This window comes from Kitasatospora sp. NPDC048540 (genome assembly GCF_040651175.1).
Classification (GTDB): Bacteria; Actinomycetota; Actinomycetes; order Streptomycetales; family Streptomycetaceae; genus Kitasatospora.
In genome coordinates this window covers 19561-39100 of sequence record NZ_JBEZIR010000019.1, presented here as the reverse complement: position 1 = coordinate 39100, position 19540 = coordinate 19561, and the positions used below count along the sequence as shown (strand labels likewise).

At 74.2% G+C, this 19540-nt stretch carries 19 protein-coding genes and 1 pseudogene; 15 read left to right on the top strand and 5 right to left on the bottom strand.

The window, feature by feature from the left end; genetic code table 11:
• Positions 1-207 precede the first annotated feature (207 nt).
• Together AB0D08_RS10705 and AB0D08_RS10700 are read left to right on the top strand one after the other, a co-directional pair.
• The gene (locus AB0D08_RS10705) at positions 208-858 is read left to right on the top strand and encodes a helix-turn-helix domain-containing protein (protein WP_033821679.1); all 651 of its coding nucleotides are present in this window, start codon (positions 208-210) and stop codon (positions 856-858) included.
• A gap of 70 nt (positions 859-928) precedes the next feature.
• Positions 929-1720: a S16 family serine protease gene (locus AB0D08_RS10700; protein ID WP_033821688.1), complete on the top strand. Its 792-nt coding sequence runs from the start codon at positions 929-931 to the stop codon at positions 1718-1720.
• 27 nt (positions 1721-1747) lie between these two features.
• On the opposite strand, the gene AB0D08_RS10695 is transcribed toward AB0D08_RS10700, so the two are convergent.
• The gene (locus AB0D08_RS10695; RefSeq protein WP_033821678.1) at positions 1748-2230 is read right to left on the bottom strand and encodes an Lrp/AsnC family transcriptional regulator; all 483 of its coding nucleotides are present in this window, start codon (positions 2228-2230) and stop codon (positions 1748-1750) included.
• Between the two features lie 179 nt (positions 2231-2409).
• On the opposite strand from AB0D08_RS10695, the gene AB0D08_RS10690 reads away from it, so the two are divergent.
• Complete coding sequence (locus AB0D08_RS10690; RefSeq protein WP_359887684.1) at positions 2410-2961, top strand: VOC family protein; 552 nt, start codon at positions 2410-2412, stop codon at positions 2959-2961.
• A gap of 11 nt (positions 2962-2972) precedes the next feature.
• Here AB0D08_RS10690 and AB0D08_RS10685 read toward each other — a convergent pair whose 3' ends face one another.
• On the bottom strand, positions 2973-3503 hold the full coding sequence (locus AB0D08_RS10685) for a hypothetical protein (RefSeq protein ID WP_359887682.1): 531 nt from the start codon (positions 3501-3503) through the stop codon (positions 2973-2975).
• Positions 3504-3705: 202 nt separating this feature from the next.
• Here AB0D08_RS10685 and AB0D08_RS10680 point away from each other — a divergent pair, with 202 nt between their 5' ends.
• From AB0D08_RS10680 to AB0D08_RS10665, 4 genes and pseudogenes are all read left to right on the top strand, one after another.
• Positions 3706-4410 (top strand): response regulator transcription factor, encoded by a 705-nt coding sequence (locus AB0D08_RS10680; protein ID WP_082526693.1) that lies wholly within the window; start codon positions 3706-3708, stop codon positions 4408-4410.
• A 17-nt stretch (positions 4411-4427) separates the two neighbouring features.
• On the top strand, positions 4428-5813 hold the full coding sequence (locus AB0D08_RS10675) for a HAMP domain-containing sensor histidine kinase (RefSeq protein WP_359887735.1): 1386 nt from the start codon (positions 4428-4430) through the stop codon (positions 5811-5813).
• A gap of 241 nt (positions 5814-6054) precedes the next feature.
• Positions 6055-7604: pseudogene (locus AB0D08_RS10670) on the top strand (cellulose binding domain-containing protein).
• A gap of 176 nt (positions 7605-7780) precedes the next feature.
• Positions 7781-9220, top strand: a complete 1440-nt coding sequence (locus tag AB0D08_RS10665) for a glycosyltransferase 87 family protein (RefSeq protein WP_359887679.1) — start codon at positions 7781-7783, stop codon at positions 9218-9220.
• Between the two features lie 222 nt (positions 9221-9442).
• Here the strand turns inward: AB0D08_RS10665 and AB0D08_RS10660 are convergent, their stop codons facing one another.
• Positions 9443-9859, bottom strand: coding sequence for an SsgA family sporulation/cell division regulator (locus AB0D08_RS10660; RefSeq protein ID WP_033825294.1), 417 nt, complete (start codon positions 9857-9859; stop codon positions 9443-9445).
• A 215-nt stretch (positions 9860-10074) separates the two neighbouring features.
• Between AB0D08_RS10660 and AB0D08_RS10655 the strand changes: the two genes are divergently transcribed.
• Complete coding sequence (locus AB0D08_RS10655; RefSeq protein ID WP_359887676.1) at positions 10075-11667, top strand: RDD family protein; 1593 nt, start codon at positions 10075-10077, stop codon at positions 11665-11667.
• Between the two features lie 107 nt (positions 11668-11774).
• The gene (locus AB0D08_RS10650; protein ID WP_033821216.1) at positions 11775-12509 is read left to right on the top strand and encodes an RDD family protein; all 735 of its coding nucleotides are present in this window, start codon (positions 11775-11777) and stop codon (positions 12507-12509) included.
• A gap of 21 nt (positions 12510-12530) precedes the next feature.
• Here AB0D08_RS10650 and AB0D08_RS10645 read toward each other — a convergent pair whose 3' ends face one another.
• The gene (locus AB0D08_RS10645; protein WP_033821215.1) at positions 12531-12782 is read right to left on the bottom strand and encodes a hypothetical protein; all 252 of its coding nucleotides are present in this window, start codon (positions 12780-12782) and stop codon (positions 12531-12533) included.
• Between the two features lie 209 nt (positions 12783-12991).
• Between AB0D08_RS10645 and AB0D08_RS10640 the strand changes: the two genes are divergently transcribed.
• The 6 genes from AB0D08_RS10640 to AB0D08_RS10615 all read left to right on the top strand — a co-directional run bounded on the left by AB0D08_RS10640 (position 12992) and on the right by AB0D08_RS10615 (position 18443).
• Positions 12992-13690, top strand: coding sequence for an endonuclease V (locus AB0D08_RS10640; RefSeq protein WP_033821221.1), 699 nt, complete (start codon positions 12992-12994; stop codon positions 13688-13690).
• Positions 13691-13985: 295 nt separating this feature from the next.
• On the top strand, positions 13986-14504 hold the full coding sequence (locus tag AB0D08_RS10635) for a hypothetical protein (RefSeq protein WP_359887673.1): 519 nt from the start codon (positions 13986-13988) through the stop codon (positions 14502-14504).
• An 85-nt stretch (positions 14505-14589) separates the two neighbouring features.
• Positions 14590-16023, top strand: coding sequence for a hypothetical protein (locus tag AB0D08_RS10630; RefSeq protein WP_359887670.1), 1434 nt, complete (start codon positions 14590-14592; stop codon positions 16021-16023).
• An 80-nt stretch (positions 16024-16103) separates the two neighbouring features.
• A complete protein-coding gene (mycP, locus tag AB0D08_RS10625) occupies positions 16104-17540 on the top strand; it encodes a type VII secretion-associated serine protease mycosin (protein ID WP_359887667.1) in 1437 nt (478 codons plus the stop codon).
• A gap of 90 nt (positions 17541-17630) precedes the next feature.
• Positions 17631-17822, top strand: coding sequence for a hypothetical protein (locus tag AB0D08_RS10620; RefSeq protein ID WP_033821212.1), 192 nt, complete (start codon positions 17631-17633; stop codon positions 17820-17822).
• Positions 17823-17957: 135 nt separating this feature from the next.
• On the top strand, positions 17958-18443 hold the full coding sequence (locus AB0D08_RS10615; protein ID WP_359887664.1) for an HIT family protein: 486 nt from the start codon (positions 17958-17960) through the stop codon (positions 18441-18443).
• Between the two features lie 81 nt (positions 18444-18524).
• Here AB0D08_RS10615 and AB0D08_RS10610 read toward each other — a convergent pair whose 3' ends face one another.
• Positions 18525-19490 (bottom strand): lytic transglycosylase domain-containing protein, encoded by a 966-nt coding sequence (locus AB0D08_RS10610; protein ID WP_359887662.1) that lies wholly within the window; start codon positions 19488-19490, stop codon positions 18525-18527.
• Positions 19491-19540 lie beyond the last annotated feature (50 nt).

Sequence of the window (19540 nt, the reverse complement as noted above, 5' to 3'; positions counted from 1 at the left end):
CTTCCCTAGGCAGCCCCGCGTTCACTACTTTTCCCCCCACGCTCTCTCGAACCGACCACCACGACCCGGGCAGAGCACCGCAGAGTCCCCGCCCGGCAATGGCGCCGGGACGTGGCTCCAGCGCGGACACCCACTCGCGCGCGACACCTCCGTCCCGGTGCGGCAGTACGTCGGACCGGTGACCGCCGCGGAAAGGAATTGCGCGTCGTGACTGCTGAGACATCCCAAACCCTGGACAGAGGTGTCCGGGTACTGAAACTTCTCTCCGACTCCGAACGCGGGCTGACCGTGACCGAACTGGCCGCCCGGCTCGCGGTCAACCGGACCGTGGTCTACCGCCTGCTGGCCACCCTGGAGCAGCACGGACTGGTCCGCCGCGACATCGGCGGCCGGGCCAGGGTCGGCCTCGGCGTACTGCGGCTGGCCCACCGGGTGCACCCGCTGCTGCGCGAGGCCGCGCTGCCCGCGCTGCGCAGCCTCGCCGAGGACCTGGGCGCCACCGCGCACCTCACCCTGGTCGACGGCAGCGAGGCGCTGGCGGTGGCCGTGGTCGAGCCGACCTGGACCGACTTCCACGTCGCCTACCGGACCGGCCTGCGGCACCCGCTCAGCGAGAGCGCGGCCGGCCGGGCGATCCTGGAGGCCCGGTCCTTCCCCAGCCAGCGCCGGCCCGAGCTCGGCTTCGTCGTCACCCACGCGGAGGAGCAGTCCGGCGCCAGTGGTGCCGCGGCCGCGCTGCTCGGGCTGAGCGGCATCGAGGGCAGCGTGGGCGTGGTGATGCTCAACGGCCTGGTGCCGGAACGGGTCGGTCCGCGGGTGGTGGAGGCGGCCACCGAGGTCGCCGACGCACTGAGGTAGCGCCCGGGGGACGGGCCGGGTGTGTTTTGATGCGGGGTGTGTCCCCCGTGAAGGTGTGTCCCCTGTGAAGATTCCCCCGGCCCTCACCGCCCCGAGGACCCGCGCGCTCGGCCTGTGCGGCGCGCTGGTCGTCGCGCTGTTCGCGGTGGCCGCGTTCGCGCCGCTGCCGTTCACGCTGACCCAGCCCGGAGTCACCGCCGACACCCTCGGCTCGTACCAGGGCCGGACGGTGATCACGATCACCGGCGCACCCACCAGGGCCACCGAGGGCCAGTTGCGGGCCACCACCATCTCGGCGACCAACGCGGGCGAGCGGATCAGCCTCCGGCAGGCCCTGAACGGCTGGCTCGAGAACGACGAGGCGGTCCTGCCCACCTCGCTGGTCTACCCGGAGCCCGACCCGGCCGACGCGGTGCAGGAGACCACCCGCCAGATGACCGAGTCCCAGGACGCCGCCACCGCGGCCGCCCTGAACTACCTGCACCTGCCGCCCGGGCAGGTCAAGGTCGGCGTCGACCTCGGTGACATCGGCGGCCCGAGCGCCGGCCAGATGCTCACCCTCGGGATCATCGACAAGCTCTCCGGCGACGGCGCCGGCGGTGACCTCACCGGCGGCCGGACCGTGGCCGGCACCGGCACCGTCGACGACCAGGGCCGGATCGGCGCGGTCGGCGGCGTGCCGCTGAAGACCCAGGCCGCCGCGCGGGACGGCGCGACCGTCTTCCTGCTGCCCGCCCAGGAGTGCAAGGACGCCAAGGTCAACCTCCCGGACGGCCTGCGGCTGGTCCCGGTGACCACCATCGACGAGTCGGTGGCGGCCCTGAAGGCGCTGAAGAACGGCGGCGACGTCCCGGCCTGCTGAGCGCCGCCGCTCCGGCGGGTCCCGGCGCTACTCCCGGGACGCCTGCTCGACCAGCGGCAGCACCCGGTACGGCACCGGGTTCTCCAGCGCGATGGCGGTGGAGGCCCGGACGATCCCGTCGAAGCCCACCACCCGGTCGATCACCCGCTGCAGATCCGCGTTGGACCGGGCGACGATCCGCACCAGCATGTCCCCCTGCCCGGTGATGGTGTGCAGCTCCAGCACCTCCGGCACGGCCACCAGGTGCGCCCGCACGTCCGCGCCCTGGCCCTGGGAGATCTCCAGGGTGGCGAAGGCCGTCACCGGGTAGCCGAGCGCCGCCGGGTCGACCTGCGGGCCGAAACCGCCGATCACGCCGCGCGCCTGCAGCCGGTCCAGCCGGGCCTGCACGGTGCCGCGGGCCACCTGGAGCCGGCGGGAGCACTCCAGGACGCCGATCCGGGGCTCCTCGCTGAGAAGTCTGATCAACTTTCCGTCGAGCGCGTCGATCGCGTCGTTGGGGGAGTGCACGGGGGCTCCGTCCGGTGGGCAAACTGTCCAGCTGCTGCCGCCATTTTCGGGTGCCGGCGCGCACCTTGCCCAGGATGAATCGGAACAGTTGCGCATCGATCCGCCGAGGGCCAGTCTCCCTCCACACCCCGCGCCCGGACCCCCACACCGCGCCGCGGGGCCGACCGGGGAGGAGCGCCTTGACCGAGATCTCCGCCGCACCGCTGACCCAGGAACCCGCCGACGACTTCCGTCCGATCACCGGCCCCGACGCCGTGGTCCTCGCGGTGCACGACGCCAGGAAGGCCGCGCACTACTACTCGGCCACCCTGGCGATGCGATGTACCGCCTACTCGGGACCGGAGAACGGCAACCCGGAGACCTGCGCCTACGTCTTCGAGACCGGGCCCGCCCGCTACGTGCTCACCTCCGTGGTCCAGGTGCTCACCGGCCACGGCCGCCTGATCGCCGACCACCTGGCCCGCTACGGGGAGGGCATCGTCGACCTCGCCCTGCGGGTCCCCGACGCCTACGCCGCCTTCGACTACGCGGTCGATCGGGGCGCCGCCCCGATCGCCGAACCGTACGAACTCACCGACCGCCAGGGCACCGTGGTGCTCGCGGTGATCGCCACCGCCGGCGCCGCCCGGCACACCCTGGTCGACCGCACCCGCTACCGCGGCCCGTACCTGCCCGGCTTCACCCCGGTCCCGGACCGGCTTCGCCCGCCGACCACCTCGCTCCTCGGCTGAGCGGACGTCACCTACGGTGCGGGGACGGTCTGGACGGCCGGCGGATGGCCGTTCCAGGTCACGAAGACCGAGCTGGTGCCCTCGGGATGGGAGAAGTCGATCCGCATCCAGTGGTCGCCGTTCCACACCTGCATCTGCCAGCCCGCGTCCGGGGTCGCCGAGACCAGCTCGGCCTGGTCCGCCCGGATGTCCAGCGCCACCCGGCCGCCCGGCACCAGATAGCTGTGCACCGAACTGCTCGGGCTCGGCCGCCGCGACGGCGCCCGGCTCGGGTCGGCGGGCCCGCCCGTACCGGAACCTGCGCCCGCGCCCGTACTCGTGCTCGTGCTTGCGCTCGGTGAGGGTGGGGCGGAGCCGGACGTCGCCGGGGCGATCGACTCGACGGTCACCGGCGGCGGGGCCGCGGGGGAGGGCAGCGGCACGGCCTTCGGCCGGTCGGAGACCGCGTCCGTCAGCACCGCGTGCACGCCGAACCAGGACAGCGCCACCGCTGCCCCGGTGGCCGCCGTCCAGGCGCCGAGTTGTACCAGTCCGCTCCGCATCGCGCGCCCATCCTGCCGCATCCCGGTCGAGCGCAGGTCGGCGGGCCGGACAATTCGGCAGAGAGCCTGCGGAAAGCACCGCCGCCGCGGCCCCCGGCGTGGCCGGCCCGCGGTCTGACGGCCCGTCCCCACCCCTCGTCAGGCCCGTGATCGGGACCCGAGGTACAGACCAATCGAGGCGGATGCCGTACCGTGCAGGGCCATGGCAACAGTGCTCGTGGTCGAGGACGACCCCTTTGTCCGCTCCGCCCTCATCCGGCACCTCTCCGAGTCGGGCCATGCCGTGCGCAGCGTCGGCACCGCGCTGGAGGCGCTGCGCGAGGTCTCCCAGGTCGGCTGTGACCTGGTGATCCTCGATCTCGGCCTGCCCGACCTGGACGGCAGCGAGGCGCTCAAGATGATCCGGGGCGTCACCAACGTGCCGGTGATCATCTCCACCGCCCGGGACGACGAGGCCGAGATCGTCCGGCTGCTCAACGACGGCGCCGACGACTACCTGGTGAAACCCTTCTCCGCCGAACACCTGACGGCCCGGATGGCCGCCGTACTGCGCCGCCTCGGCGGCGGCGGGGTCGCCACCCCGCAGGTCCTGCGGGTCGGCGGGCTCGCCATCGACCCGCAGCGCCGCGAGGCCGTCCTGGACGGCCGGGCGCTCGACCTCACCCGGCGCGAGTTCGACCTGCTGGCCTTCCTCGCCGCCCGGCCCGGCGTGGTGGTCCCGCGCAAGGAGATCCTGGCCGAGGTCTGGCGGCAGACCTACGGCGGCGACCAGACCATCGACGTCCACCTGTCCTGGCTGCGCCGCAAGCTCGGCGAGACCGCCTCCAGCCCCCGCTACCTGCACACCGTGCGCGGGGTCGGGGTCAGGCTGGAGGCACCGGGCGGGTCCGCAGGCGCCGCGACATGAGGCGGTTCACCCGCTCGCTGCGCTGGGCCATGATCAAGGCGGCGGTGGCCGGCACCACCATGGTGGCGCTGGCCTTCCTGATCCCACTCGGCCTGATGGTCCAGCAGACCGCCCGGGACCGGGCATTCACCGCGGCGGAACGCCAGGCCGCCGCCCTCGGTCCGGCCCTCGCGATCACCACCGACCAGGACGCCATCGCCCGGGCGCTCGCCTCCACCGACGCCGGCGCCCGGGACCGGCTCGCCGTCCACCTCCCGGACGGCACCGCGGTCGGCACCGGCCGGGCCGACCCCGCCGGCCTCGCCGCCGTGGAGAAGCAGGGCCGCTCGTACACGGTCGCCGTGCCCGGCGGCTTCGCCCTGCTCCAGCCGGTCGCCGTCGACGGCGGACGGATCGCGGTGGTCGAGGTGCACGTCGCCGACGGCGACCTCACCCGCGGCGTCACCACCGCCTGGCTGGTGCTCACCCTGGTCGCCCTCGCGCTGGTCGCCATCTCGGTCCTGGTGGCCGACCGGATGGGCGCCCGGATCGTCACCTCCGCCCGCCGGCTGGCCGGCGCGGCCCGCTCGCTGGGCGCGGGCAACCTGGCCGTCCGGTACCCCGTCGACGGCCGGCCGGGCGCGGGCGCGCCCGAGGAACTGCGCGAGGCCGGCCTGGCCTTCAACGCGATGGCCGACCGGGTCGTCCACCTGCTCGCCGCCGAACGCGAACTCGCCGCCGACCTCTCGCACCGCCTGCGCACCCCGCTCACCGTGCTCCGGCTCAACGCCGCCTCGCTCGGCGACGGCGACGCCGCCGACGCGACCCGGCACGCCGTCTCCCAACTCGAGCGCGAGGTCGACCAGATCATCCGCTCCGCCCGGCGCGCCCCCGACGACGCACCCGCCGTCACGCTCGGCTGCGACGCCGTCGAGGTGATCCGAGAACGGGTCGGCTTCTGGTCCGCGCTCGCCGAGGACGAGGGCCGCCCCTGGCAGCTGGCCGGCGCCGAGGGCTCGGTCCTGGTCCCGGTGCAGCGCGGTGACCTGGCCGCGGCCGTGGACGCACTGCTCGGCAACGTCTTCCGGCACACCACGATCGGCACCGCCTTCTCGGTCGACCTGGCCGCCACCCCCGACTCGGTGATCGTCCTGGTCGGCGACGCCGGCCCGGGCTTCGCCGACCCCGACACCGCGATCCAGCGCGGCACCGGCCACGGCGGCGACGGCTCCACCGGTCTCGGCCTGGACATCGCCCGCAAGCTCGCCGAGGACACCGGCGGCGACGTCGCACTCGGCCGCTCGGCCGGGCTCGGCGGTGCGGAGATCCGGCTGCGGATCCAGACCAGGGCGGACGCCGCCGGGCCGCGCCGGCCGCGCCGCCGGGCCGGGCGGTTCGCGGGCGCGGCGCGCCGCCAGGGGTGAGAAGGCCCGCAGTGACCCGCAGGTGGGCGAAGCCCGCAGTGACCCGCCCGCGGGCCCGCAGGCGCCGGAGGGCGGGGGCGGAGCGCGGGGGCCGATTCCGAGGCTGTTCCTTAAGCCGGCCCTAAGCCAGTGCTACCCCTCCCTCAGCTGCCCGATTCGTCCCTTCCGTGCTCGCTAGCGTCTGCGGCGCCGGGGTCCGCACCCCGGGTACGACGGTCACTCTCCCGGAGGTACGCCGACCATGACGAGCCAGCCCACCCGCCGCACCGGACACCGCCGCCGCAGCCGCAAGGGCACCCTGATCGGCGCCTCGGCCGTCGCGCCGCGATCGTCGCGGGCGGCGTCGTCGCCCTCGCCTCCACCGCCAGCGCGGCCTCGGTCGGCGCCGTCTACAGCCGCACCAGCACCTGGGACAGCGGCTACACCGGCCAGTACGTGATCAACAACCCCGGCACCGCCGCGATCGACGGCTGGACCCTCAGCTTCGACCTGCCCGAGGGCGCCACCGTCTCCTCGCTCTGGAACGCAGGCTTCACCGTGGCCGGCCGCCACGTCACCGTGAAGCCCGAGGACTGGAGCAAGCGGATCGAGCCCGGCCGCACGGTCGACGTCGGCTTCGTCGTCCAGGGCTCCGGCGCCGCCCAGGCCGAGCCCGGCAACTGTCTGATCAACAACGTCTCCTGCACCGCCGGCAACGGCCCCGCCCCCACCCCGTCCGGCCGCCCCACCGGCACCCCCAGCACCGCCCCCAGCCCCTCGCCGAGCGCCTCCACCCCCGCGCCGAAGCCCACCGCCAGCGCCACCCCCACCGGCTCGCCCAAGCCCACCGCGACCGCGACCCCGACCGCCACCCCGACCCCCGGCCCCGGCGGCACCACCCGGTTCGCGCCGTACGTCGACACCTCGCTCTACCCGCCGTACGACCTGGTGGCCACCGCCAAGGCCAGCGGGGTGAAGAACTTCACCCTCGCCTTCATCGTCTCCGGCGGCGGCTGCACCCCGAAGTGGGGCGGCGTCTCCGACCTGTCCGCCGACGCGGTGGCGGGCCAGATCGGCGCCCTGCGCGCGATCGGGGGCGACGTCCGCGCCTCCTTCGGCGGCGCCAACGGCAGCGAACTGGCCGCGGCCTGCTCCTCGGCCGCCGACCTGACCGCCGCCTACCAGAAGGCCGTCGACGCGTACGGCCTCGACAAGCTCGACTTCGACATCGAGGGCGGCGCCATCGCCGACGCCGCCGCCAACACCCGGCGCGCCCAGGCCATCGTCCAGCTGCAGAAGAACGCCGCCGCCAAGGGCAGGACCCTGGACGTCTCCTTCACCCTCCCCGCACTGCCCACCGGCCTCACCCAGGACGGCATCAACCTGGTCGCCGGGGCGAAGAGCGCCGGCGTGAAGATCGGCGCCGTGAACATCATGGCGATGGACTTCGGCGACGGCGTCGCCCCCAACCCGCAGGGCCGGATGGGCAAGTACGCCATCGACGCCGCCACCGCCACCCAGGCCCAGGTCAAGAGCGTGCTCGGGCTCGGTGACGCCGAAGCCTGGAGCAAGGTCGCGGTCACCCCGATGATCGGCGTCAACGACGTCGCCACCGAGGTCTTCACCGTCGCCGACGCCACCCAGCTCGCCGACTTCGCCAAGTCCAAGCACCTGGCCTGGCTCGCCATGTGGTCCGGCACCCGGGACAAGGCCTGCCCCGGCGGCGCCAAGGCCTACGCCGACGCCACCTGCAGCAGCATCGCCCAGCAGCCGCTCGACTTCACCCGCGCCCTCGGCGCCTACACCGGCTGACCCCTCCCGCCGCGACCCCGCCGCCCCCGGACCGCCACGGCCCGGGGGCGGCGTCTGTCCGCCCACCCCCGGTGGCCGCACCGCGACGGCCCGCAGTCGCCGGTCCGCGGCCGGGCGGCCCCCGGGACAGGTCCGGTAAGGTCGCTTGCTGGCCCCACCAGCGGACGGAGCACGACGTGAGCACGGTGCAAGAGGAACGCAGGCCGCTCGCGCAGCGGCCTGGACAGCCCGATGCCCCGACGGCAACCCTGCGCCGCGCGCTCGCCGCGCCGCTCACGGCCCTGCGGACCGCCCCGCGCCGCCCGCTGACCGCCGCCACCGCGCTGGCCCTGCTCTCCCTGCTGGCCTACGCCACCGTGCGGCACTTCGTCGGCACCTCGATGGTCGACATGATCGTCTACCGCGCCGAGGGCGCCGCCGTGGCCGGCGGCCACGACCTGTACGCGCTGCGCGTCACCGAGTGGAGCCTGCCGGCCACCTACCCGCCGTTCGCAGCGATGCTCTTCGTCCCCACCACCTGGTTCGGCATCGGCTTCCTGCGGGTCGCCATCACCGCCGGGAACGTCGCCCTGCTCGCCGTGCTCGCCCACCTGTCCTTCAAGCTGGTCGGCTGGCCGCGCCGCGACCTGCGCCCCGTCGGCGTGGTCCTGATCGCCGGACTCGGCGTCTGGCTGGAACCGGTCTTCACCACGCTCCGCTACGGCCAGATCAACCTCGCCCTCGCCTGCCTGATCCTCTGGGACCTCACCCGCCCCGACGGCAGGCGCAGCAAGGGCGTCGCCATCGGCATCGCGGCCGGGATCAAGCTCACCCCCGGCCTGTTCGCCGTCTACCTGCTGATCACCGGGCGGGTCCGGGCCGCGTTCGTGGCCGGCGCCACCTTCCTGGCCACCTTCGCCCTCGGCGCCGCAGTCCTCCCCGACGCCACCTGGGGCTTCTGGACCAAGTACCTCTACGACTCCTCCCGGGTCGGCAAGACCGAGATCGTCGACAACCAGTCCGTCCGCGGCGCCGTGGCCCGGCTGCTGCACAGCGCCGACCCCGGCACCCTCGCCACCCTGGCGAGCGCCACCGTCGCCCTGGCCGGCCTCGCGGTCGCCGCCTGGGCGCACCGCAGCGCCCGCTGGACCCCGCGCGCCGACGCCTGGGGGGTGTGCTGCGCCGCGGTCACCGCCGTCCTGATCTCCCCGATCAGCTGGACCCACCACTGGGTCTGGTGCGTCCCGGTCCTCGTCCTGCTCGCCGCCGAGGCCGCCCACGAGCACTCCCGGCCGGCCGCCGGCCGCCGGCTGCGCTGGCGGCCGATCCTCGGCGCCACGCTGCTCGCGTTCCTGTCCTTCGGCATGTGGGTCGTCCCCCACAAGGGCGACCTCGACCTCCACCTGCCGCCGCTGCACCAGTTCCCCGCGGACGTCTACCCGATCGTCGGGATCTGCTTCCTCACCCTGGCCGCGCTCCGCGTCAGGGCCCGCCGCCGGGCCGCCGGAGCCCCGCTGATCCGGCTGCCGCGCCAGCGGCCCGCCGGGCCGGCCGCCCGCCTGAGGGCGCGGGCCGAGGCGCGGGCCGGCGCGCGGGCCGACGCCGGGGCGCAGACCGAGGTGGGGGCGCGGCGCTAGCGCGTTCGGCGCCGGGCCCGACCCGTTCGCCCGGCGGCGCGGGGAACCGCGTGGCCGGGGAGCGGCGCCGCCTCGTCCGCTCCGCGCTGCCGTGTACTGCTCGCGGCGCGCGGACGGCTCGCGCGTCAACGGCGTGACCGAGCGCTGCTCGCAGGTGGACGGCCCGCGGGTGGACGGCCCGCGCGTCAACGGCGTGCGCGTGAGGTCCGGGCCGGTCGCGGGTCACGCCAGCAGGTCGGCGAGCGAGCCGTCCAGGTCCATCGCGCCCAGCTCGCCGCCCGGCGGCACCAGCCGGTGAGCCCGCTCCAGCCAGGCCGCCACCGTGGCCAGCGGCGCCTCCAGCAGCGCGTCCCCGGCCGGCGAGCTCAGTGCCATGCACAGCACGCTCCGCCGCCCCGACCGGGTCGGCCAGATCCGCACGTCGCCCTGGCCGCAGGGCCGGAAGGTCCCCTCGACCAGCAGCTCACGGGCGAACACCCAGGTCACCGGCGTCCCGGTGTCCAGGTGAAAGGTGATGTGGACCGCGAACGGGTCGTGGCTCCCGTACGACAGCCGGGCCGGGACGGACACGCTCCGCTCGGGCGACAGCACCAGGTCCAGGTCGAGCTCCTGCTCCACCACACCGACGTACCGCTCCATGGCCGTGCTCCTCTCCGCTTCCGGAGCGGCTGCCGCTCAGCCCCTCCACCAGGAGAGAGGGCGGTGCACAGGATCTCTTACACACCTTCCGATGGGGTCTTTTTCCGCGGAATCAAGCGGAAAGCCCCGCCCGAGGCACTACCCTTTGTGACTGCATGGCGACTCTCCGCCTGCGCCACTCGATCCGGCCCGGTGCGGGCGCGAAGGAAGCACGGATGACGGACCGGCCATTCGCCGCCGGCGCGGACACGGCCGCCGGCCCGACGCCGGGCTACTACCCCGACCCTTCCATCCCCGGCTTCGTCCGCTACTGGGGCGGTACCGGCTGGGTCCCCGGCACCAGCCGACGGGCGCCCGCCGAGGGCGAGCACCTGCCTCCACCGGTCTTCGCGGCCCGCCAGGCGCCGCCGGTCGTCCCGCCCCGGCACATGCCGCCCCCGGCCGCCGTCCCGCCCCCGGCCGCCCCCGGTGGCGCGGGCGGCGGTCCGGACGCCGACGCGGGCAGCGGTAGCGGCGGCCGCGGCGGGACCGGCGGTGAGACCGGTCCGGTCTTCCTCGACCAGACCGGCGCCGGCGCCGCGTTCACGATGGCCCCGCACGCCGAACTCGAACTGCGGCCGCGGGCCGTGGTCGAGCCCCGGCGGCCGGCGCCCGGCCCGCTCCCGGAGTTCACCCCCGAGCCCCGGTTGGAGCCACTGCCCCCGCTCGCGGTCCAGTCGTCGAACGGCCCGGACGGGTCCGGCTGGCGGGCCGACCCCACCGCGCAGCGCGGGCTGCTGGAGACCGGCGCCGCACCGAGATGGGTGTCCTGGGGGGTACTCGGGTCGGCCGAGGCCGACGCGGCGATCGAGGGCGATGCGGAGGGCGGGCCGCAGGCCGGGGGTGCTGCGGGGTCCGCCGTGGAATCCGGTGCGGAATCCGTTGCGGTGTCCGGGGCCATCACCGCTCCGGAGCCTGCCGTCACGGCGGCGCCGGAGCCCGGCGCGGTCGAGACGGCGGCCGTCGAACCCGCCGCGGTCGCGCCCGCCGGTGCCCATGCGGCGCCGACGCCGGCCCCGACTGCTCGGCCCGCAGCTCCGACGCCTGCAGCCCCGACGCCCGCAGCTCCGACGCCCGCAGCTCCGACGCCCGCAGCTCCGGCACCTGTGGCTCCGACGCCTGCCGCCGCGAGGCCCACCGTTCCGAAGCCCACCGTTCCGAAGCCCACCGTCCCGATGCCCGCCGCCGTGCGGTCCGCCCCCTTCCAGCCCGCTGCCGCCAAGCCCGGCGCGGCGGCGAAGTCCGCGGCGCGCAGACCGGTGCAGCCGAGGGCCGCCGGGCTGGGCCGCCGGCTGCTGGCCCGGACGGTCGACACGGCGGTGGTCGCCGTGGTCGCCGCCGCCGCGGCCGTTCCGCTCGCCGCCTCCACCCTCGACCACCTGCGGGAGAAGCTCGACCAGGCGCAGGCCCGTTCGCAGCTGACGGGCCGGTCCGTGCAGGTCTGGCTGGTCGACCCGCTGGTGGTCGGCAAGGCGGCCGCCCTGCTCGGCGTGCTGGTCCTGCTGGGCGTGGTGTACGAGGTCCTGCCGACCGCCCGGACCGGTCAGACCTTCGGCAAGCGGCTCGCCAGGATCAAGGTCGTCGACGCCGGACCGGCCGCGGGCCGGGCCCGGCCGCAGCCGCCGCGTCCGGCCCGATCGCTGCTCCGCTGGGTGAGCGGCCAGTTCGCCGCGGTCCTCGTGGTCGGCCTGGTGTGGCCGCTCCTCGACCGGCGGGAGCGACGAGGACTGCAGGACCGTGCGGCCCGGACCCGCGTGGTTCGCGCCTGACGCGCGATCACCGCGCCGGCTGCGACTGACGGGCCGTCCGGCTCGAAACCGGACAAAACATCATAGATATCCCAAGCCTGCCGTGCGCGCGGTGTTCTACTCGGGGCATGAGCACCAACAACTCCTCAGGCAGCGAGCAGGAAGGGGGCGACAAGCCCTCCTTCGACAAGCCCCCGCAGGCGGGCCCGCCCCCAGGTGCGCCCTCCGACCCGTACGGCACCCCGCCCCCGGCCGACACCCCGTCGGACCACGCGTCCGGCCATGCGTCCGACCGTCCGCCCGGGTACGGCGCCCCGTACGGCGCGCCCCCCGGCGGCCAGGCGTCCCCGTACGGCGGTTCCCCGTACGGAGCTCCCTACGGTGCTCCGCCGCCCGGCGGCAGCCCGTACGGGAACGTCGGCGAGGGGCCGGTCCCTGGGATGCCGCCGCTGGGCAGCTGGTCCAACCGCATCGTCGCCAAGGTGCTCGACTTCCTGATGATGCTGATCCTCGCCGTGCTGGTGTCGCTGCCGTTCGCGGACCTGACCAGCAACAACGGCTGGATCGGCCCGATCTGGCTCGCGTACGCGTTCTACCTGGTCTACGAGGGCCTGATGCTCGGCCGGGACGGCCAGACCGTCGGCAAGAAGCTCTTCAAGCTCAGGGTCGCGATGCTCGTGGACGGGAGCATCCCCACCGGGAACGCGGCCTGGATCCGGTCCGCCACTTTCGTACTGCCCGCGGTGATCTGCTGCGGCGCCCTGTGGTGGCCGGTCGACGGCCTGTTCGGCGTCTTCGACAAGCCGTACCGGCAGTGCATCCACGACAAGGCGGCGAAGACCGTCGTGATCTCCACCGCCTGACCCCGCCGTACGACCCGGGGCTCAGCCCCGGCCGGCGTACTCCGGCCGCGGCGCTCCCGGCCGCTCACCGACCCCGGTAGCGACGGCCGCCCGGCGCTGCGCGGCCACCGACATGAGCAGCGCCGTCGCGAGTGTCCCCAGCGCGACGGCGAACGCCACCAGCACGGCGACCTCGAACACCCCGGACGACCCGGAGACGGCCAGCAGGGCCACCGTGGTGGCGACGACGATCAGGATGCCCGTGCAGAGCTGTGCGGTGGTGGGGCGCGGCATGGCGGTCAGTCCTTCGCGCGGGGGATGGGAATCCGGCACTGAGTGCCTACCCATGACGGCAGGCAGGTAAGTACAGCCTCACCAGGGTAATCGGCGGATCCGGGCATATGCAGAGTCAGAGGGGGCGCACGGGCTCATACCGGCCAGGCGCAACCGCCCGCGGTGCGCTCGGTACGGTGATCCCGCAGACCGACACCCTGGGGGACCGCATGCCCGTACCCGCCGACTGGCCGACCAGCGAGGCCGAGGCACTCGCCGCGCAGCAACGGCTGCGCCCGCTGGTCGTCGCCGCCGGACCGGCCCCGCAGGCGGGCGACGGGGCCCTGGTGGCCGGCGTCGACGTCGCGTACGACGACGGACGCGACCTGGTGGTGGCCGCCGCCGTCCTGCTGGACCTCGCCACCCTGAAGGTCGTCGAGCAGACCACCGCCACCGGCCGGATCGCCTTCCCCTACCTCCCCGGGCTGCTCGCCTTCCGTGAACTGCCCGCCGTCCTGGACGCGTTGGCCGACCTGCGGACCACCCCCGACCTGGTGGTCTGTGACGGCTACGGGCTCGCGCACCCCCGCCGCCTCGGCCTCGCCAGCCACCTGGGCGTCCTCACCGGGCTGCCCGCGATCGGCGTCGCCAAGACCCCGTTCACCTTCACCCACCGGGAGCCAGGACCCGACCGCGGTGACTGGTCCCCGCTCCTCGACGGCGCCGAGGAGGTCGGCCGGGCGGTCCGCACCCGCCGGGACGTCAAACCGGTCTTCGTGTCGGTCGGCCACCGCATCGGCCTGCCGGAGGCCGTCGCCACCACGCTGGCCCTGGCACCCGCCTACCGGCTCCCCGAGACCACCCGCCACGCGGACTCGCTCTGCCGCCGCCGGCTGGCCGAGGCCCAGCAGGCGCACGGCACCCCGTAGGTGTACGGCACCGGGTAGGCGGACGGCGCCCAGCAGGCGTACGGTGCCCAGCAGCCGGGAAGCCACAGGTGGGCGGCCGCGGCGCCGGCGGGCGTACGGCCGGGTGCACGGCTGGAGGTACGGCTGGAGGTACGGCCAGGTGCACGCCGGGCGGGCCGGCTGGCTCCGAGTCGCCGTTCTGACACCGCGTCGCATGTGTTAGACATATGGGTTGAAGCTTGGCAACGGCCAGTGAGCGGCGAGCGGTGCGGCAGCACCGGGCCCGCCACACCGGGTACGGGGGAGGTACGAGGACGTGAGCACGGGGAGCGGTTCGACCGGCGGCTCCGGGGCCGGCTACCGCGTGGAGGTGGACGGCCTTCGCGCCTTCGCCTCCCAGGTACGGGGTCTTCTGAACGAGTTCCAGACGACGGCGGACGGCACACGCGTCCACGGCCAGAGCGGCGTCGGCGGTACCGCCTTCGGCAGCTTCCCGGAGGCGGTGGACCTGCACGAGAAGTACCAGCAGATGCGCGACGGCCTGCGGGACGTCCTCAACGCCCTCTACGACGCGATCGACGAGGCCCAGCGCAAGGCCGACCTGACCGCCGTCAACTACGAGGAGCAGGAGCTCGAGACCTCGCGCACCCTGCGGATCAGCTCCGACGGCTGGTCGGTCGGCAACCCCTCGGCCACCAGCCAGGCCGCGTACGGCACCAACACCGGCACCGGGAACACCGCCTCGCAGCCGAAGCCGACCGGCACGGCCTCCCCGACCGGACCCGTGAGCAGCGCGTCCCCGTCGGGCAGCGGAGAGCCGAAGCCGTCGTGGTAGCGGGACACGTCCTTCGGGGGACGACCACAGCTCCTGAAACCCACTCCGGAGCCGGGACGAGGACGGAAACGGGAGGCGACCGGCCATGACCAACTACACCAACTTCCACGACTACAGCCATGGCGACCTGCGCCAGATGGTGCAATCCATGGACTCCGGCGGCGTCATGGCCGCCAGCGACCCCTGGCGCAAGGCCACCGAGACCCTCAAGCAGATCCGCACCGCCCTCAACACCGCCTCCGCCGACGCCACTTCCTCCTGGGAGGGGTCGACCAGCAGCGCCTTCTACTCGAAGATGACCAAGCTCGCGAACGCGGTCAACAACGCGGCCGCGTACGCCAATGACGCCGCCGCGGCGATGCAGATGATGTCCGAGGCGATCGACACGGCCAAGCGGGACATGCCCGAGGAGCCCAGCTGGCTCGACAAGGCCGGCGACGCCATCGGCGACTCCATCGAGGCCACCGTCGGCGTCGACGACGAGGACACCCGCACCACGATCACCGACGAGAAGAAGGCCCAGGCGGTCGCCGTCATGGAGACCCTCTCCAGCAAGTACCGCGCCACCACGGCCTACCTGAAGCCGCCGCAGAAGATCACGGTCAGCAACGACGTCGAGGACCTGGAGCCGCCGGATTCGTCCGGGCCCGCGGCGTTGGGGGCCCTGATCATGGGCGGCGGTATGGGATTCGCCGGTGCCGGACAGTCCAGGGGCGGCGTCGCACCGACTGCGAGGTCCACCGGCCCGGCGCTCGGTGGGTCACCGGCCTCTCCCAAGGCGAGTCCGGCAGGTCCGACGGACCCCGGAATCAAGGGCGGTACCGCCAATCCCCAGGTCAAGCAGCCGGCGAACGTCCCGAGCGGCCCCGGCACCGGCATCGACGGAGTCCACCTCGGCACGGGTGGCGCCCGCGGCGGGGCGACGCCTTCGGTCGGCGGCGGGTGGGGCACCGGTTCGGGTCACGGGGTGTCCGGGGAATCCGGCGGAGGCATCGTCGGCGGTCTCGGCGTCCGGGGTGGAACCTCGGGCGGAACGGCAGCCGTCGGAGGCGGCGGGCTGACGGGCGGCCAGAAGGGCACCGCCGGGACTTCCGGCGCGAACAGTGGCCCAGGCCGGGGCTCCGGCTCGGCCGGTGGCAGCGGCCGCTCGGGTGCCTCCGCATTCGGCGCCGGCGGCATGGAGAACCAGAAGGGTCTCGGTTCCGGCGCGGGAGGCGGAGCAGGTGCCGGTGGCGATCACCGGACCGGCTCCGGGCTGGCCCGCAAGGGCGGCGGCCTGGTCGGCGAGACCGGCAAGGGCGGAACCGGTCGGCAGGCCTTCACCGAGGGCGGATCCGGGCTCGGCCGGTCCCGTACGCAGGGTGCCTCAGGTGCCGCGGGTGCGGGGAACGGAATCCCCGATGGGACCAAGGCAGGTAAGAAGGAGAAGAAGCAGGCCAAGGAGCGGCCTGACTACCTCGTCGAGGACGAGGAGACGTGGGCATCGGGAGCGCGGGTCAACCCCGACGTGGTGGAGTGATCCACCTGTCGACCTGGTGGTCCGACATTGCCAGCCGTCCGCCCGGACGGTTGTTTCAACGAGTGGGGTGACAAAGCTTGGTGACCGGACGACCGATGGGCCTCGGGGCTGCGCTGGTTGCGGGAGCACTGCTGTGGGGCGTGGGCGCCGCACCCGCATACGCGGACAGTGTGCGCGAAGCGCAGTGGCCACTGCAGAACTACGGCGCGGACAGCCGGGTCTGGCCGATCAGCCAGGGCGAGGGAGTCACCGTCGCACTGATCGACTCAGGTGTGCTGGCCGACCACCAGGACCTCACCGGTCAGATCCTGCCCGGGACCGACCTCTCCGGGCAGCAGGGCGACGGCCGCGTCGACGTGAACGGCCACGGCACGTCCATGGCGAGCATCATCGCGGGGCACGGGCACGACGGGCAGTCCGGTGTGATGGGGCTGGCGTCGAAGGCCAAGATCCTTCCGATTCGTGTGGCACTCAGCGACTCCGGCGAGGCCAATTCGGGTGAGACCAAGCTCGCCGAGGGCATTCGCTACGCGGCGGACCACGGCGCCAAGGTGATCAACCTCTCCGTCTCGGGTGGCTCCGCGTCCGACCGTGAGACCCGAGCCGCTGTCGAGTACGCGATCTCGAAGGACACCGTCGTGATCGCGGGCGCCGGCAACCTCGGCAAGCACGGCACGCCGGTCTCGTATCCGGCGGCCTATCCGGGAGTTGTCGCCGTCTCGGCCGTCGACAGTTCCGGCCGTGTCTGGAACGAGTCCAACGCCGGCCCCGAGATGACGCTGGCAGCTCCTGGAGTGGCCATCGCCAGCGCCGGAATCAAGTCGAGTACGGCCTACGTCACCTCGAACGGCACCTCCGACGCGACGGCCTATGTGTCGGCGATCGCCGCGCTCGTCCGGGCCAAGTACCCCGAGCTGTCGGCCGGGCAGGTGATCAATCGGATGATCAAGTCGGCGGTGGCCCCGCCGGACAAGTCGGCCGTGCCGAACAACAACTACGGGTACGGGATCGCTTCGCCCGCCGCCGCCCTGGCCGCCAACCCGGCGGTCGACGGCGGGCCGAAGGAGAACCCGTTGCTCGGGCGGGCCGAGTCGCAGAAGGACTCGACCGCGCCCGGTACGGCACAGCCCGCGCCGAAGGCCAGTGGCAGTGCCGGTGCCGGCGCGGCCACGGGTGCCACCGCCGGCAACGGGTCGCAGGCCGAGAAGAAGGACGACGGCGGCGTGCCGGTGGCGGCCCTGGTCGGCGGGGCGGTCGGACTGCTCCTCGTGGTCGGGCTGGTGCTGTTCCTGGTGCGCCGGTCGCGTGGCGGGTCGGGCGGGCCGGGTGGTTCCGGTGGGGCCGGTGGGACGGGCGGGGGTCCGGGTGGGCCCGTGCCGCAGTCGGCGCCGGGCTACGCCTACCCGCCGCAGCAACAGGCAGCCCCGTACCCGGCGCAGGCCCAGCAGTACCCCGCGCAGCAGTACCCGCCGCAGCAGCCCCCGGCCCCGCCCGGTGGAAATCCGTATCAGCGCTGACACGCCCACGGACGGCCGAGGGTGACCCCATGGGAACGGCCCTTCGGGTAAGAGATGGCTCGACAGCCGTCGACTACCTGAAGGGCCGCCATGTTGAAGAAGCTTGCCGTTCTCGCTCTTGTTGCCTCGGCCGCCGCGACCGGCCTGCTCGCCTCGGCGGGTCCGGCGTCGGCGGAGGGGCCGCGCAACGAGCAGGAGGCGGCGGTGTGTTCCGCGCTGCTGCCGTTCGCGGTCTCCGGCAGCCTGGTGGATGCGATCTGCGTGGTGCGCAAGAACGGCTGACGCGCTTGCCGTACTGCCGTACGGCGGGCCCGGGAACACGACGGAGCCGGCCCCGACCCCCACGGGTGGGGCCGGCTCCGTCGTGTTCCCCGGCGTACCAGTTGCAGCCAGCCAGCGGGCCGTACGCTGGCGGGCGTGGACTGCTACTCGTGCCTGACCGACGCCGCCCTCACCGGGCCGGCTGCCTCGACATGCGCGGCCTCGACGGTGGCGCCCCGGGAAGCGGTTGCCTTCGACGAGCACTGGCGGGTGGCGCACGCCTTCGGTACGGCGGTGCCGGGCTGGCTGGTGCTGCTGCCGCGGCGGCACGTGACCTCGATCGCCGAGCTGACGGACACTGAGGCGGCCGGTCTGGGGGTCTGGCAGGTGCGGCTGTCGCGGGCGCTGGTGGAGGTGACGGGGTGCGCGAAGACCTATGTGGCGCAGTTCGCGGAGGCGGCCGGCTTCGAGCACGTGCACTTCCACGTGGTGCCGCGGGCCGCTGGGCTGGCGGAGGAGTTCCGGGGGCCGCGGGTGTTCGGGCTGCTCGGCGCCGGACTGTCCGGCGCCGGGGCGGCGGAGGTGCCGGAGGCGGTGCGGGACGGCATCGCGCTGAGGCTCCGCGCGGCGCTGGACCGGTGACTCACCGGTGGTTCGCTGGTGAGTCGCAGTTGAGTCACCGGTAGGCCGCAGCCGCGCGGAGCCGTCGGACGGGAGGCGGGCTCAGCCGGCCGCCGTCCAGGGGGACTTGGCCATGATCGCCTTCACGTTGGCGACGTAGCTCGGGTTGGGGATCACCGAGGTGCCGACGGTGGCGCCGGTCGCCGGGTCGGTGGTGGTGTTGTAGTGGACGTTGCCCGCGCCGGCGTTGTAGGCGGCGATGACCAGGTCGAGCAGCGGGGTCTTGCCGGTGACCGGGTCGGGGGAGAGGTCGTAGTTGCCGCCGAAGCAGGAGTCGCCGTAGTAGGCGACCAGCCAGTCGATCAGCTGTGCACCGAGCTGGACGTTGCCGTTGAGGGTGTTGACGTCGCTCTTGGTGCCGAACTTGGTGTTCATCCAGCTGACCGTGTTCGGCATGATCTGCATGGTGCCGATCCCGCCGTCGCAGGCCAGGATCGTGGACTGCCAGCCGCTCTCCTGCCAGGCGATCGCCTTGACCAGGGCGACCGGCAGCGGCGGGAGCTTGTCGGTGCCGCCGCTGCCGAGCGCGAGGGTGCGGGACTGGCCGGCCGCGGCGGCGAGGGCGTCACCGACGGTGGCGCGCGCGGCGTCGGTACCGGTGTGGCTCGGTGCGCAGCCGCTCTGCAGGGGCGGCGTGTGCGGGGTGGCCGGGGGTGGCGGCGGGGCGACCGGGCCGGGCTTGGCGGTGGGCGGCGGGGCGGCCGCGACGGGCTTGGCGGCCGTCTTGGCGGGGCTCGGCGAGGCGCTGGTCCGCTTGGCGCTCGGAGAGGCGGTGGCGGAGGCGGACGGGCTGGGTGAGGCGCCGGTGGTGGGGGCGTCACTCGCGGTGGGCTGGGCGCTGGGTGAGAGGGTGGCCGAGTCCTCCGGGGACGGCCGGGCTGCGGTCGCGGCCGCAGCTGCCGCGGTGGCGGTACCGTCGGCCTTCTTCGCGCAGCCGGCCAGCGGTACGGCGGCGATGGTGACCGATATCAGGCAGAGCGCGGCTTTACGTGGGCCGGTGGCCGTCATGGTGGTGTTCCCCCGAGGTCATGTGTCCGCCCGGGCACGGGCGAGGGCCA